The sequence below is a fragment of the Mesorhizobium sp. L2C084A000 genome (assembly GCF_000502875.1).
In the GTDB taxonomy this organism is placed as follows: domain Bacteria; phylum Pseudomonadota; class Alphaproteobacteria; order Rhizobiales; family Rhizobiaceae; genus Mesorhizobium.
In genome coordinates this window covers 644,052-657,872 of sequence record NZ_AYWX01000001.1, presented here as the reverse complement: position 1 = coordinate 657,872, position 13,821 = coordinate 644,052, and the positions used below count along the sequence as shown (strand labels likewise).

Below are 13,821 nucleotides of genomic sequence, written 5' to 3'. Positions count from 1 at the left end.
TGCTCTAGGCAATTTCTGCCGCAGCCGTGGCCGCGCCTTTCTGTTCACCACATCATGAAGGAGGCGACGTCCGCGTCCGAGACCTCGCCGGCGTTGACATCGGCGATCGCCTGGTCGACGATCGCCACGCCCTCCGCCACTTCGTCTTCCGTCAGCGTCAGCGGTGGCATGAACTCCAGCACATTGGCCTTCAACCCGACATAGGTGAAGGCCGCACCCAGCTCATAGCCGCGATAGATGATCTTGGCCGTGGTCGCCGCCGCAACCGGCTCACGTGTCGTGCGGTCCTTGACCAGGTCGACGCCGATGGCAAGGCCGCGCCCGCGCACGTCACCGATGATCTCATGCCTGGCGGCAAGGGCTCGCAGCGCGTCGGAAAACAGCATGCCGATCCGCGCCGAGCGCTCGACCAGGCCGTCCGTCTCGATCGTCTTCAGCACCGCGTTGCCGGCCGATGTCGCCACCGGATTGCCTGCGGTTGTCTGCAGCGCGAAGGCCGGCGCATGGTCCATGATCTCCTTAGGGCCGATCACGGCCGACAGTGGCAAGCCACCGCCGATGCCTTTGCCAAAGACGACGAGGTCCGGCGTCAGTCCTTCATGCTGGAAGCAGTGCATCATGCCGCTGCGAGCGAGCCCGACCTTGACCTCGTCGACGACAATCTTGATGCCGTGCCTGCGGCAACGCTCCTGCAATGCCTTGAGAAAGCCAGGGGGCGGCACGATCAGCCCGCCATCCGACATCAACGGCTCGATGAACACCGCCGCGACCTGATGCGGCGGGCAGGTGGTCTCGAACTGGTAGTCGAGCAGGGCAAGCACGTCCTCGCTGCTGAAATTCGGTCGGAACGGATCGGGATAAGGCAGCAGAAGCACGCCCGGCCGGGGTAGCGTGTGGGTCATGGCGGTATGGCCGCTGATGCCCATCGAGCCGGAGAGATTCCCGTGATAGGAGCCGATGAACGAGATGAAGCGCGAACGGCCGGTGGCCGCCTGCAGCACGCGCACCGCGCAATCATTGGCGTCAGACCCGGAATGGCCGAACCAGACGCGCCGTTCACCGTCTCCCGGAGTGATCGCCAGCAGCCGCTCCGCCAGCGACACCGCAGGCTCGTTCGGGTAGAGCAGCAGGCTGGCGCCGGCCATGTCGCGAATGGAGGATTCGACCGCCTGGACGATCGCAGGATGGCCGTAGCCGAGCACAGCCGGACCAGCCGATCCCGATAGGTCCAGAAGCGAACGACCGCCTTCCTCGATCAGCCGGTTGCCCCGGCCGCCGATGACGCTGAGCGGCGAGAAACGCAGCTTGCCGATCTGGGCGATGGTCGCGGCGTCACGTTCGCGCAAGCTGAGATTGCTCACGACACTTTCTCCGCCTTCTGCGCCGGCAGTGCCGCCGCCAGCCGGTCCGCCCATTCCTCGATGCCGCGCCGTGTCGACAAAAGGTCCTGCCGGATCTCGATGAGGACGGCGGCGATGCCGCGATCATCGCCATGGATGGGCACGGCGTAGTCGGCGTCACGGCTGATCACATAGGGCACGTTGGCCGCGACATTGAGCCCGGCGTCGGTGCGCAGGCCCGAAAGGATCGCTTCGGCGAGATCTCTTGCTTGGTCGTGCAGCACGCCGGCATGCCAGGGTCTGCTGACACCGAGGAAGACCGGCGTGAAGGAATGGATCGTCACGATCCGCGTCCGCCGGCCTGCCTGTGCCCGGCAGTCGAGATGCGCGGTCACCCGGTCATGAAACGGCGAAAAGATGATCTCGGCACGCCGGGTCCGCTCCGTCGCGTCGATGCCGACATTGCCGGGAATGTCGGTGTCTTCCGACAGCACCGGAATGCTGCCCTGGGTATTGAGCGGCCGGTTGAGGTCGATCAGCAGCCGGGAGTAGCCGCTGAGGAAAGCTGGTGAATCGAGCTTCGCGGACAGCAGGCGGGTCACCTCGGCGGCGCCGATATCCCAGGCGATGTGGCGCTGCAGATGATTGGCATCGAGGCCGAGCTGTCGATACTCGGCCGGCATGTGGTTGGAGGCATGCTCGCACAACAGCACGATATCGGAACGGCCGTGCTCGTTGAGGACCTCGACGGCCTCCGGCCAATCTTTTTCGGTCTGTGCGGTCATCAATAGAGCGTCCGGTAGAGATCGCAGATGGAGGCCGGATCGAGACCGGCAAGACGCTCGGCTTCATGTCGCTTGAGGCCGACGAAGGTTTCGATGAAGACAGGCGCGAACCATCCCGTCACGGTGCCGTCGGCCAGCAACGCGTCCAGTGCCGCGGGCAGGGTTTCGGGCAGGCGCACCAGACCGAGACTTGCGCGCTCCGCCTCGCTCATCAGCGTCGGGTCGCCGGTGACCAAAGGTGGCGACGGCAGGCCCGCCTTCAGCCCTTCCAGCCCGGCGCGGATAATCGCCGCCAGCGACAGATAGGGATTGCCGGTGGCGTCCGCCGCCCGGTACTCGATATTGTACTGCCGCGCCGGATCGCGCCCCCCCATCGTCACTGTCGGGCAGATGCGCAGCGACGCCTCGCGGTCGCGGTCGGCGAGCCAGGTATAGGACGAACTCCAGCTGTGCGGCTTCAGCCGGTAGAAGGACGACACGCTCGACGCCGTCATCGCGGTCATTCCAGGCAGATGGCGCAGCACGCCGGCACAGAAGGCGCCGGCTTTGGCGGAAAGGCCGCCCGCCAGTGCCGGATCGTATGTCACCGGCTTGCCGGCCTCGTCGACGAAGCTGAAATGGATGTGGACGCCGTTGCCGACGGCAGTTGGCGCGGTTTTGGGCGCGAAGCTCGCACGCCAGCCGGCATTGCGCGCCAGTTCGCGCGTGATTTCGCGGATGGCGACGGCGCGGTCGGCTGCCGTCAGCGCGTCCGCCGGCTCGTGCGTCACCTCGAACTGCTCGTCGCCGAATTCGGCGATGACCACTTCGGGTGCGACGCCGGCCTCCTCGAGCGCCGCCATCAGGTTGGGCGCGAAGGGGTCGGTTCGCCTGAGCGCGGCGAAAGACATCGAATGCGCCGGCGCGAAGCCGCCGTCGGCGACGTTGAATTCATGCTCGAAGGCGGCGATGACCGACAGGCCGGTCGCGGCTTTCAAATCGGCCGACGCCTCTTTGAGCATCGTGCGGGTGCAGCCGAGCCATGGGCTGCCGTCGAGCTCGACGATGTCGCCGGCGACCATGTCGAACGGCGTCGCCGATCCGGTGCGTGTCGTGCGAAAGCGCGCCTTGAGATCGGGGATCAGCCGCAGGTCGCCCGACGAGCCCCAGGGGTTGGGATCGACGATCGAGTTGAACGGCGTCAGCGACAGATTGGCCTGCAGCCAGCCGACCCCGGTCGTGGCGGTCTTCTGCAACTTGCTTTCGGCAACGAAACGGCCCCGCGTGACGGCGGAGAGATCCGTGGTGACGACGGCAACCAGAGGCTCGACGGTCGATGTCATGCCGGTTTTCCCAAAGCGTTGAAGCGGTCGACGACCGTGTCGGTGTCGGCCACCCAGCAGTAGCCGCCGAAGGCCTTGAGCGCGATGTCGTGGCGTTCCTGGGTGATGGTGGCGCAAGCATCCGATACGCAGGTGACGAGATAGCCGCGGTCGGCGCCGTCGCGCACCGCCATGTCGACGCATTGATCGGTCAGCACGCCGACCACGACGAGATAGCGGATGCCGAGGTTCTTGAGGAGATAGTCGACATTGGTCGAATTGAAGATGCCCGACGACGTCTTCGGCAGCATGATCTCGTCGCCAACCGGCGCCAGCGATGCCACCGGCAGTCCCTCGGGGAGGCTGGGTGCAATATGGATCGGCGTCAGCTTGTGGTCGAGCGAGCGGTCGCGGCCGTCTTCGGTCAGGCTCTGGATGATGGTGTGCAGCACCTCGACGCCATTGGCCCGCGCCGCGGCCAGCAGGCGCTCCTGGTTGGGGATCGTCCGCGAGGATGTCTGCCGGTAGAAATAGTGATCGGGGCCACGCTCCGGATGCGACGGATCGGCGCCCGGCTCCAGCCAGATGCGCTGCATGTCGACGAGCAGCAGTGCCGTTTCGCCGGCACGGAAGGCTTCGTCTCGTTTGGGTAGGGCCTGGGTCATGCTTTGTCGTCCTGCTTTGCTGATTTGGGTCCCGGCGTCTTGCGGGGTCCGGGTATCTTGCGCGCGCCGTTCTCTTGCGGGTCGCTGTCGAGCGTCACGGCATTGGCATGTCGCACCCTTTCGAGCCGCTCGATGCGGGCGCGGGCCTCGTCGCCCAGCGTCGAAACGATATGGGCGACCAGCGCCTCCATCTGGGCGATCGCCGGCGCCAGCGTGTCGTAGGGCGAGGCGACTTCGAGCGGGCTGACGATGGTGACTTCGGCGAGATCTGATATCGGCGACAGCCATTGGTCGGTGAACAGGACGATGCGCACATTGAGCGCCGCCGCTTGGCTCGCATAGGCCATCACATCAAGCTGATAGCGGCGATAGTCGAACACGACGAGCACGTCGCGGCGGTCGAGGTCGGCGAGCGTGTCGAAGGTCTGCGGGGAGAGCACACCAAGATCGCGAACCCCGGAGCGAAACTGCACGAGATAGCCGGCCAGCATGCCGGCGATGTGGCGGCTGAACCGGCCGCCAACCAGCACGACCTCGCCCTTGACCTCCATCAGCAGGCGGGCCGCCCGTTCGTATGTCTGGATGGGTGTCGCGGCGGTGGCTTTCTGCAAGGCCGTGGTGACGCTATCGAGATAGGCCAGCACGGCGCTGTCGTTGGAACCGCTCTGCCGCTTGGCCTCCATCATCAGCAGCGGCGAGTGCAGTCTTGCCTCGACTTCGGCCAGAAGCTTCGCCTGGAAATCCGGAAACCCTTCATAGCCGAGTTTTACGACCAGCCTCACCACGGTCGGATCGCTGACGCCAGCGCGCCGCGCAAGCGACGAAGCGGTGCCGAGGCCGGAGGTCGGATAGTCCGTCAACAGCAGCCGGACGATCTTCTCTTCCGACGGCGTCAGCGCAAGATCCCCGCGCATCAGAACATCGCGTATCGCCATGGGCCTCCCCGAAATCCATGTTCTCTTGTTTTGTCGAGTTTATTACAGAGATTTAAATCTTGGTCAACAATGAAGAGATGTTGACATTGTGTGATCGCTGGCCCTACCTTGTCGGAAAGCAGCCAAGAGACTGTGGGGAACAGCCATGCGAAACGGAAGCGACGTCATCGTCGTCGGTGCCGGTATTGTCGGATCGAGCGCCGCCTATCATCTGGCCAAGGCCGGTGTGAAGGTCACGTTGGTCGAGCAGACCCACCCCGCCGGCGGCCCGTCGGGCAAATCGTCGGCGCTGCTGCACGCCTTCTACCTGATGCCGGAACTGTCGCAGCTGTCCATCCGTGGCCGAGAGATCCTGGTGTCGCTGCCGGAAATCGCGGGCGAAGGATCCTTTGTCACCGAAATCGGCATGATGTGGGTCTGCGGCAACGACAACAAGGTGAGTTGGACGGCGGCAGCCGAACGCATCCGCGGCGAGGGCGCGCGCATCGAGACATTGTCGCCGCAGGCCTTTGCCGACGCGGCACCCGGCTTTGTCCTGGACAATGTCGCAATGGCGCTGTGGGAGCCGGAATATGGCTACGCCGATGCCTTCGGCGCCACCAACGCCATCGCCCGTGCCGCCCGCGCCAACGGTGCTGGGATCATGCAGAACACGTTGGTCGAGAGCCTCCAGCGGCAGGGCGACCGCATCACCGGCGTCACCTTGACCGATGGAACGGTGCTGGAAGCCGGTACCGTCGTCCTGGCCGCCGGGCCATGGACGCGCCGGCTGCTGGCGACAGTGGGCCTGGATCTGCCATTGCATGTCGAGCGCCATCCGATGGCCGTGCTGGACGCTGCCGGCAAGGCAAGGCAGGTCATGCCGTTCGCCTGGTGCGACGACATTTCCTGCAACTATGCACGGCCCGACAATGACGGCGTCATCCTGGCCGGCACCTGGGCCGGCGGCGGCACCGGCCTGCGCCATGAGCATGCAGGCCGTCCGCGCCTTGTCGAAAATCCCGACAACTACATGGAAGGTGTCGAGGAAGCTGAATCGGTCGAGATCCTGGAGACCTTCGCCACCCGCTTGCCGGCCATGGCCGAACTTGGCATCCGCCCCGGCTATGCCGGGCTCTACGACATGAGCCCCGACGATCTGCCTGTCATCGGCGCCATGCCTGGGGTCGAAGGGCTGGTCGTTTCTGCCGGATCCTCCGGCCACGGCTTTAAGACCGGTCCAGCCGTCGGCGAGGCCGTGGCCAGGCTGGTCACCGAGGGAGCACAGCCGATCCTGGCGCCGTTTTCGCCCGATCGCTTCAGGGCCGCGTGATGGCGTCGCCGACGATGAGCGAGAGCAACTCACGCGGCCTCATGCCGGCCGCGTTTCGCAACGCCACCGCCGATGCCCTGTGCATGGTCGCGGTGCTGCTGCTGGTGGCGCTTGCCGCCTTTGTCTTCGGCAGCGCCGCCATGCAACGTGTGGTCACCTATGCAGCGATCATGCTGACGGCGGTGCTTGGCCTGCAGATATTCTCCGGCAACAGCGGCATCGTCTCGTTCGGCCAGGCCGCCTTTGTCGGCCTCGGCGCCTACGCTACGGGCATCCTCACCATGCCGACCGCATTGCAGCGAACGGCGCTGCGCGACCTGCCGCAATTCCTCGCAGGCCATCAACTCTCCTTTGTCGCGGCGCTGGCCGTCGTCCTTGCTCTCGCGGTCATCGTCGGCCTGTTGACCGGCACGCCGCTGCTCAGGCTTTCCGGATCGAGCGCTTCGATCGCAACGCTTGCCATGCTGATCATCGTCTACACGCTGCTGGTCGCCGGACGCGAAATCACCCGCGGCAGCCAGCCATTTTACGGCGTGCCGCGCGAGGTCGGGCTGTGGACGGCTGCCGCTGTCGCTTCGGTGGCGCTGGTGGCGGCGAGGTTGTTTCGCGAAACCTCCTTCGGCCTNCCCGCCAATGACGAGCGTGGTGCGGCCGCCGTCGGCGTCGACCAGCGCACGGCGCGTCTGGCCGCCTGGGTGGCGGGCGTCGTCGCCGCCATGGCCGCCGGCGCCATGATGGCGCAATTCCTTGGCGCGTTTTCGCCGCGCGATTTCTATTTCGACCTCGGCTTCACCATGCTCGCCATGCTGATCGTCGGCGGCATGACCTCGTCGCTCGGCGCTTTCGCCGGCGTCATCGTCACCATCGTTTTGGTCGAAGTGGTGCGCCGCTTCGAGGGCGGCGGCGAGGTGCTCGGCCTGCATCTGCCTGTCCTGTTCGGCTTGACCCAGGGCGTGCTGGCCATCGCCATGATCCTGGTCATCTGGCGGCGCCCGACCGGTCTGTTCGGCGAGCGTGAGCTCAACCTTTTGCGCCGGCCGGGACGCCAGGCCGTGACGGCTTCGGCGGCACCTCCGCAGCATGTCGAGAGTGACCGGCTCACCGCCGACCATCTGTCGCGCCGCTATGCCGGCGTCGTTGCCGTCGATGACGTCAGTTTGAGCTTCGGGACAGACAGCATCACCGGCATTATCGGTCCCAATGGCGCCGGCAAGACCACGCTGCTCAACATGCTGGCCGGTGATATCAAGCCAAGTGCCGGCACGGTGTCTGTCGGCGGCGCGGTGCGGCAGGCTTCGGCCTTTCGCTTCGCCCGCTCCGGCGTTGCCCGCACCTTCCAGAACATCCGCGTTTTTCCGCACATGACGGTGCTCGAAAATGTCGTTGTCGCAGCACGCCAGGTGGAACCTGATCTCGGCCATGCCGAGGCGGCGGCGATGAGCGAGCTTGCGCGCATGGGGCTGGAGAGATTTGCCGATCAGCCGGCCGCCAGGCTTGCCTATGGCCAGCGCCGCCGGCTCGAAGTGGCACGCGCCCTGGTGTTGAGGCCACGCTTCCTGCTGCTCGACGAGCCGGCCGCCGGCATGAACGCCGTCGAGACCGCCGAACTGGTCTCGATTCTATCGACGGTTCGCGCGGAGCGCCGCATCGGCGTCGTGCTGATCGAACACGACATGCGGCTGGTGATGAATTTGTGCGAGCGCATCGTCGTCATCGATCATGGCCGCGTCATCGCTGACGGCACGCCCGGCGACGTCCAGAAGAACCCCGCCGTGATCGCCGCCTATCTCGGCAGCCGCACGGCGCGTGCCAAGACCGCAACAGCTGAAAACCAGACCGCATGACCTGCAACGACAACCAATCATAAAAATCCAGAAGGAGAACCGACATGCCAAGCCTCTATCGCCTCCATCGCGCCGCCCTGTGCGCTGCCGTGTTCGGCATCGCCGCCATTTCGACGGCCAGCGCCGAGGAGATCATCATCGGTGCCGCGACCGCGCAGACCGGCGGCCTTGCCCCTTACGACCAGCCGGCACTTGCCGGCCTGCGCATGTCGCTCGACGAACTCAACGCCAAGGGCGGGCTCGGCGGCAAATACACCGTCAAGCTTTTGATCAAGGACACGCGCTCCGATACCGCGCAGACCGCCACCGTCGCCCAGGAGCTGATCGACGCCGGCGCCAAGATCATGATCACGCCGTGCGATGCCGATCCCTCGATTTCCGCCGGCCAGCTCACCCAGCCGCTCGGCATTCCGACCCTGACGCTGTGCGGCTCCGCCCCGGTGCTGACCGGCGCGGTCGGCGACGTCATGTTCGGCACCTATCCGGCCGACAATGTGCAGGCGACGGCGGTCGCCGACTTTGCCGTCTCCGAAGGCAAGAAGAAGGTGTTCCTGCTGACCTCGCCGGACTCCACCTACACCGCCAATCTGCCGGAATATTTCGGCAAAGTGTTCGAGAAGAAGGGCGGCGCCATTGTCGGCCGCGGCACCTTCAGCATGGGCCAGCCCGACTTTTCCGCCGAGATCACCAACATCAAGGGCCTGGCCGACAAGCCCGACCTGATCATGACGGCGGCCTACGAGCCGGATTTCCCGGCCTTCATCCAGCAATTGCGCGGCGCCGGCGTCACCATCCCGGTCTATGGCGCCGATGCCATCGGCACGCCGACCATCAAGGCGCTCGGCAAATTGGTCGACGGCGTCGTCTACACCGCGGCCGGCTATGCCGAGCCGGGCAGCAAGCTAGAGGCCTTCAACGCCGCCTTCACCAAATATGCCGGCCACGCACCGGAATCGACCTATGAGGTCAATGGCTACGAGATCGGCCTGATCCTCGACCAGGCGGTCAAGACGGCCGGCTCCGACGACCCGAAGGCGATCCGCGACGCCATCGCCGGCCTCAAGGATTTCGAAGGCATCACCGGCAAGATCACCTATGCCGGCACCGATCGCATGCCGTTGCGGCCAGTGGCGCTGATGCGCTACGAGGGCGGCGAGGGCAAGCATGTCCAGACACTGATCCCCGACGCTGCCGACGTTCCCGCGCCGTGATGTCATGCTGAGCGTCGAAGCCCTGAAAATCCGGTACGGCGAGGTCGAGGCGGTGCGCCGCGTCGACCTCACCGTCGGCAGCGGCGAGATCATCGCGCTGGTCGGCGCCAACGGCGCCGGCAAGAGCTCGACGCTCGGCGCCGTCGCCGGGCTGGTGCCGGCGGCATCCGGCAAGGTGGTCTTCGACGGTGTCGACATCACCGGCCTGGCGCCGGAGGCGATAGCCCGCAAGGGCGTCGCGCTGGTTCCCGAAGGCCGCCGTATCTTCGCCAGCCTGACGGTGGCCGACAATCTGCGTCTCGGCGGCGCGGTGCATCAGCCGGCGGCCGAGGCAAGGCTGCGCGAGGAGGAGATGCTGGAGTTGTTCCCGATCCTGCGCCGCTACCATCGCGTCAAGGGCGGCAATCTGTCGGGCGGCGAACAGCAGATGCTGGCCATCGCCCGCGCGCTGATGGGCAAGCCGCGCATGATCCTGCTCGACGAGCCCTCGCTCGGCCTTGCCCCGCAACTGATCGACACCGTCTTCGACCTGATCGCCGAACTGCGCCGCAAGGGCCTGACCATCCTTCTGGTCGAACAGAATGTGGCGCTGGCGCTCGAAATCGCCGACCGCGCCGTCGTGCTCGCCAATGGCGAAGTGGTGCTGGCCGGCACGGCAAAAGAACTCGCCTCCTCGGACCTCGTCCGCCAGGCCTATTTGGGAGCTTGAGAAGCATGATCGCGCAGCAGATCATCAATGCGGTGAGCCTCGGCGGCGTCTATGCGCTGCTGGCGCTCGGGCTGGCGATCGTCTTTTCCATCGTCGGCCTCATCAACTTCGCCCATGGCGAGCTGATGACGCTGTCGGGCTACGCGCTTCTGGCCTCGCTGGTGCTCGGCTTTCCCTTCCCGGTAGCCGTGCTTGTCGCCGTCTCCTGCGGCGCGCTCGCCGCTGTCGCCATGGAGCGTATCGCCTTCAGGCCGATGCGCGGCGCCAGCGTCACCAGCCTGCTGTTGACCAGCTTTGCCGTCTCCAGCCTGTTGAAGGTCGTATTCCAGAACGGCATTTCGGCGCGGCCGCAGGCTGTCGCCATGCCCGGCTGGATGACCGGCGCCTTCTCCTTTGGCGATTTCACCATCGGCGTTGGTCCCAGCATCTCCATCGTCGTCTCCGCACTGGCGCTGATTGCGCTGGAAGTCTTCCTTCGCCGCTCGGTGACCGGCACGGCGATGCGCGCCGCGGCGGAAGATTTCGACGTCGTGCGCCTGATGGGCATTCCGGCCAGCCGCATCATCGCCACCGCCTTCCTGCTCTCCGGCCTGCTTGCCGGGCTGGCGGCCATCCTGTGGGTTGCGCAGCGTGCCTCGGTCGACCCGCTGATGGGTTTCACGCCGGTGCTGAAGGCGTTCATCGCCGCCGTCGTCGGGGGGCTAGGCAGCTTGCCCGGTGCTGTCGCCGGCGGCTTCCTGCTCGGCATCATCGAGGTCCTGTTGCAAGCGACACTGCCGGGAGCGATCGCGCCCTATCGCGACGCCATCGTGCTGTCGGGTGTCATCGCCGTGCTGCTGGTTCGCCCGCAAGGCCTGATCCCGGCGGTCCGCGCCCAGCGAAGCTGACCTGATGTATACCAAGCCTGAATTTGCACCGCTGTCGCGCGACGAGGTCTTCGGCTTGATTGAGGCCGCGGCCTTCGCGACGGTGGTGACGGCGGGGCCGCAAGGGCTGGTCGTATCGCATCTTCCGTTCGTGCTCGATCGCGACCGTGGTGAAAATGGAACGCTGGTCTCGCATCTCGCCAGGGCCAATCCGCACAGCACCTTGATCAGCGAAGGCAGGGAGACGGCCGCCATCTTCCACGGTCCGCATGGTTACATCTCGCCGTCCTGGTATCCGCGCAATCCGGTGCGCGACAGCGCGCCGACCTGGAACTTTGCCGTCGTGCATTGCCATGGGCGTCCGGTTCCGCTCGACGATCATGCCACCGCAAGGCATCTCCTGCAGCTTGTCGACGTGCTGCAAAAAGATCGCGACGACCGCTGGCGCATGCGCGAGCTCGGGCCAGGTGGCATGGAGCGGCGTATACCGGGTATCATAGGCTTCGACCTGCCGATCGAGCGGCTCGAGGCCAAGTTCAAGATGGGGCAGGATGAGCGCCTCTACGACACGAGCGAAGCCATCACGGCGCTGGAGCAAAACGATCCGGCGCTGGCGATGATGATGAAGACGCACAACGCGCATCGCCAGGACTGACCGTTTGCATGCGGCAAGGATAAGAAAAAATGATCCCCAATCTCAACATCGTGCCCTTCGTCAGCGTCGATCATATGATGAAGCTGGTGCTGAAGATCGGCGTCGAGCGCTTCCTCGTCGAACTCTCAGGCTACATCGAGGACGATTTCCGCCGCTGGGAACTGTTCGACAAGACGCCGCGCGTCGCCTCGCACAGCGCCGAAGGCGTCATCGAGCTGATGCCGACCAGCGACGGCGAGGTCTATGGCTTCAAATATGTCAACGGCCACCCCAAGAACATGCGCGAGGGCCGCCAGACGGTGACCGCCTTCGGAATGCTCGCCGATGTCCACAATGGCTACCCCGTATTGCTGTCGGAAATGACCATCCTGACCGCGCTGCGCACGGCGGCGATGTCGGCCCTGGCCGCCAAGTACCTGGCGCCGACCGGCTCGAACTGCATGGCGCTGATCGGCAACGGCGCTCAGGCCGAATTCCAGGCGGTAGCCTTCAAGGCGCTGCTCGGCATCGACAGGCTGAGGCTTTACGACATCGATCGCAAGGCCACCGAAAAATGCATCCGCAATCTGGCCGGCCTCGGCTTCGACATGGTCGCCTGCGGCACCGCGCAAGAGGCGGTAGAAGGGGCCGACATCATCACCACCGTCACCGCCGACAAGCAGTGCGCCACCATCCTCACCGACAACATGGTCGGCTCCGGCGTGCACATCAACGCCGTCGGTGGCGACTGTCCCGGCAAGACCGAACTGCACCGCGATATCCTGCTGCGCTCCGACATCTTCGTCGAATATCCGCCGCAGACGCGCATCGAGGGCGAGATCCAGCAGCTTGCACCAGATCACAAGGTGACCGAGCTGTGGCAGGTGATGTCGGGCGCCGTACAAGGCCGGCGCGATGCGACCCAGATCACGCTGTTTGATTCGGTCGGTTTCGCCATCGAGGATTTTTCGGCACTGCGTTACGTCAGGGATCAACTGCGCTCGACCGGCCTCTATCAGGAACTCGACATGCTGGCCGACCCCGACGAGCCGCGCGACCTGTTCGGCATGCTGCTGCGGGCGGCCCAGCAGGGTTGAGACATCGGTCGTTCAGATAGCCGAACCCCACATGGCATCCGGCACCACCACCAGCTTGCCGACGAAATCCTTGGCGATGAAATCCGCTTGCGCATGGTGGAAATCGGAGAGCTTGTAGACGCCGCCGACCAGCGGCCGGATCTTTTTCGCCTCGATGTGCCCGACGATGCGGCGGAAATCCGCGCGCGTGCCCTGGCTTGAGCCATGCAGCTGCAATTGCTTCAGGTACATGGTCCTGAGATCGAGCTGCACGACCGGGCCGGCGATTGCGCCAGCCGTGGTGTAGCGGCCCTCGGGCCTGAGAATACGCAGGAGGTCATTGAAGATGGCACCGCCAACGAGGTCGGCGACAACGTCGATCGGCTGGCCTCCGGTCGCCTCGTTCACGGCATGCGGCAGGTCGGCAACGCCACGGGTGATGACAGCCTCTGCGCCGATGTCGCGCACCGCCTGCTCCTTGCCCTTGCCGACGACGGCATAGGGGATGGCGCCGCGCGCCCGTGCCAATTGCACGATGCCGGAGCCGACGCCGCCCGAGGCGCCGGTGACCAGCACGCGCTCGCCGGCCTTGAGCGCGGCGCGCTCCAGCATCTGTTCACCGGTCAGGTAGGCGCAGCAGAAGGTGGCGAGTTCGATATCGCTCATGTCGGTGTCGATGACATGAGCGTTCTCGGCCGGCACCGCCTGGTATTCGGCGTAACCACCGTCGCGGCCGTGGCCCATATAGTCGATGTCGGCGAGCGAATCGTCGTCGCGATTGTAGATCGAGAAATCGACCATCACCCGTTCGCCGATACGGTCCGGCGACACTCCTTCGCCGACAGCGGCGACGATACCGACGGTGTCCGTGCCCTGGATGCGCGGGAAAACAAGCGTGTTGCCCTGGCGGCGCCATGTCGACACGGCGGCAGCGTCCTCCTCCGTGCCATAGGCGCCCTGGCGCACCCAGACATCGGTGTTGTTCATCCCGCAAGCGCTGACCTTGACCAGCACTTCACCGGGAGCGGGCGAGGGCACTTTCACGTCGCTGCGGTAGACGAGTTTTTCCGGTCCGCCGTGCCCGGTCAGCAGCACGGCGGCCATGGTGGCGGGGAGGGTCCTGGTCATGGCATTCATAGTCAC

Annotated in this window: 13 protein-coding genes; 7 read left to right on the top strand and 6 right to left on the bottom strand. The window is 65.5% G+C overall.

Going from position 1 to position 13,821, the window contains the following annotated elements; genetic code table 11:
• Positions 1–44 precede the first annotated feature (44 nt).
• The 5 genes from X735_RS162575 to X735_RS162595 are packed head-to-tail and all read right to left on the bottom strand — an operon-like array spanning position 45 to position 5,026.
• Positions 45–1,361 (bottom strand): aspartate aminotransferase family protein, encoded by a 1,317-nt coding sequence (locus X735_RS162575; protein WP_023809066.1) that lies wholly within the window; start codon positions 1,359–1,361, stop codon positions 45–47.
• Positions 1,358–2,125, bottom strand: coding sequence for an N-formylglutamate amidohydrolase (locus tag X735_RS162580; RefSeq protein WP_023809065.1), 768 nt, complete (start codon positions 2,123–2,125; stop codon positions 1,358–1,360). The genes X735_RS162575 and X735_RS162580 overlap by 4 nt, the downstream gene beginning before the upstream one ends.
• Complete coding sequence (locus tag X735_RS162585; RefSeq protein ID WP_023809064.1) at positions 2,125–3,447, bottom strand: glutamine synthetase; 1,323 nt, start codon at positions 3,445–3,447, stop codon at positions 2,125–2,127. The genes X735_RS162580 and X735_RS162585 overlap by 1 nt, the downstream gene beginning before the upstream one ends.
• Positions 3,444–4,091: an isochorismatase family cysteine hydrolase gene (locus X735_RS162590; RefSeq protein ID WP_023809063.1), complete on the bottom strand. Its 648-nt coding sequence runs from the start codon at positions 4,089–4,091 to the stop codon at positions 3,444–3,446. Before X735_RS162590 ends, X735_RS162585 begins: the two co-directional genes overlap by 4 nt.
• Positions 4,088–5,026 (bottom strand): MurR/RpiR family transcriptional regulator, encoded by a 939-nt coding sequence (locus tag X735_RS162595; RefSeq protein ID WP_023809062.1) that lies wholly within the window; start codon positions 5,024–5,026, stop codon positions 4,088–4,090. The genes X735_RS162590 and X735_RS162595 overlap by 4 nt, the downstream gene beginning before the upstream one ends.
• A gap of 145 nt (positions 5,027–5,171) precedes the next feature.
• Here X735_RS162595 and X735_RS162600 point away from each other — a divergent pair, with 145 nt between their 5' ends.
• From X735_RS162600 to X735_RS162630, 7 genes are all read left to right on the top strand, one after another.
• Positions 5,172–6,338, top strand: coding sequence for an FAD-binding oxidoreductase (locus X735_RS162600; RefSeq protein WP_023809061.1), 1,167 nt, complete (start codon positions 5,172–5,174; stop codon positions 6,336–6,338).
• A 14-nt stretch (positions 6,339–6,352) separates the two neighbouring features.
• Entirely contained in the window at positions 6,353–8,182 is a 1,830-nt protein-coding gene (locus X735_RS162605; protein ID WP_245273060.1) for a branched-chain amino acid ABC transporter ATP-binding protein/permease, read from the top strand.
• A gap of 44 nt (positions 8,183–8,226) precedes the next feature.
• Positions 8,227–9,393 (top strand): ABC transporter substrate-binding protein, encoded by a 1,167-nt coding sequence (locus X735_RS162610; protein ID WP_023809059.1) that lies wholly within the window; start codon positions 8,227–8,229, stop codon positions 9,391–9,393.
• Between the two features lie 4 nt (positions 9,394–9,397).
• Positions 9,398–10,102 (top strand): ABC transporter ATP-binding protein, encoded by a 705-nt coding sequence (locus X735_RS162615; protein WP_023809058.1) that lies wholly within the window; start codon positions 9,398–9,400, stop codon positions 10,100–10,102.
• A 5-nt stretch (positions 10,103–10,107) separates the two neighbouring features.
• Positions 10,108–10,989, top strand: coding sequence for a branched-chain amino acid ABC transporter permease (locus X735_RS162620; protein ID WP_023809057.1), 882 nt, complete (start codon positions 10,108–10,110; stop codon positions 10,987–10,989).
• 4 nt (positions 10,990–10,993) lie between these two features.
• Positions 10,994–11,623: an FMN-binding negative transcriptional regulator gene (locus X735_RS162625; protein WP_023809056.1), complete on the top strand. Its 630-nt coding sequence runs from the start codon at positions 10,994–10,996 to the stop codon at positions 11,621–11,623.
• Positions 11,624–11,652: 29 nt separating this feature from the next.
• A complete protein-coding gene (locus X735_RS162630; protein ID WP_023809055.1) occupies positions 11,653–12,699 on the top strand; it encodes an ornithine cyclodeaminase in 1,047 nt (348 codons plus the stop codon).
• A 12-nt stretch (positions 12,700–12,711) separates the two neighbouring features.
• On the opposite strand, the gene X735_RS162635 is transcribed toward X735_RS162630, so the two are convergent.
• Positions 12,712–13,815: an alcohol dehydrogenase family protein gene (locus X735_RS162635; protein WP_023809054.1), complete on the bottom strand. Its 1,104-nt coding sequence runs from the start codon at positions 13,813–13,815 to the stop codon at positions 12,712–12,714.
• Between the last annotated feature and the right edge of the window lie 6 nt (positions 13,816–13,821).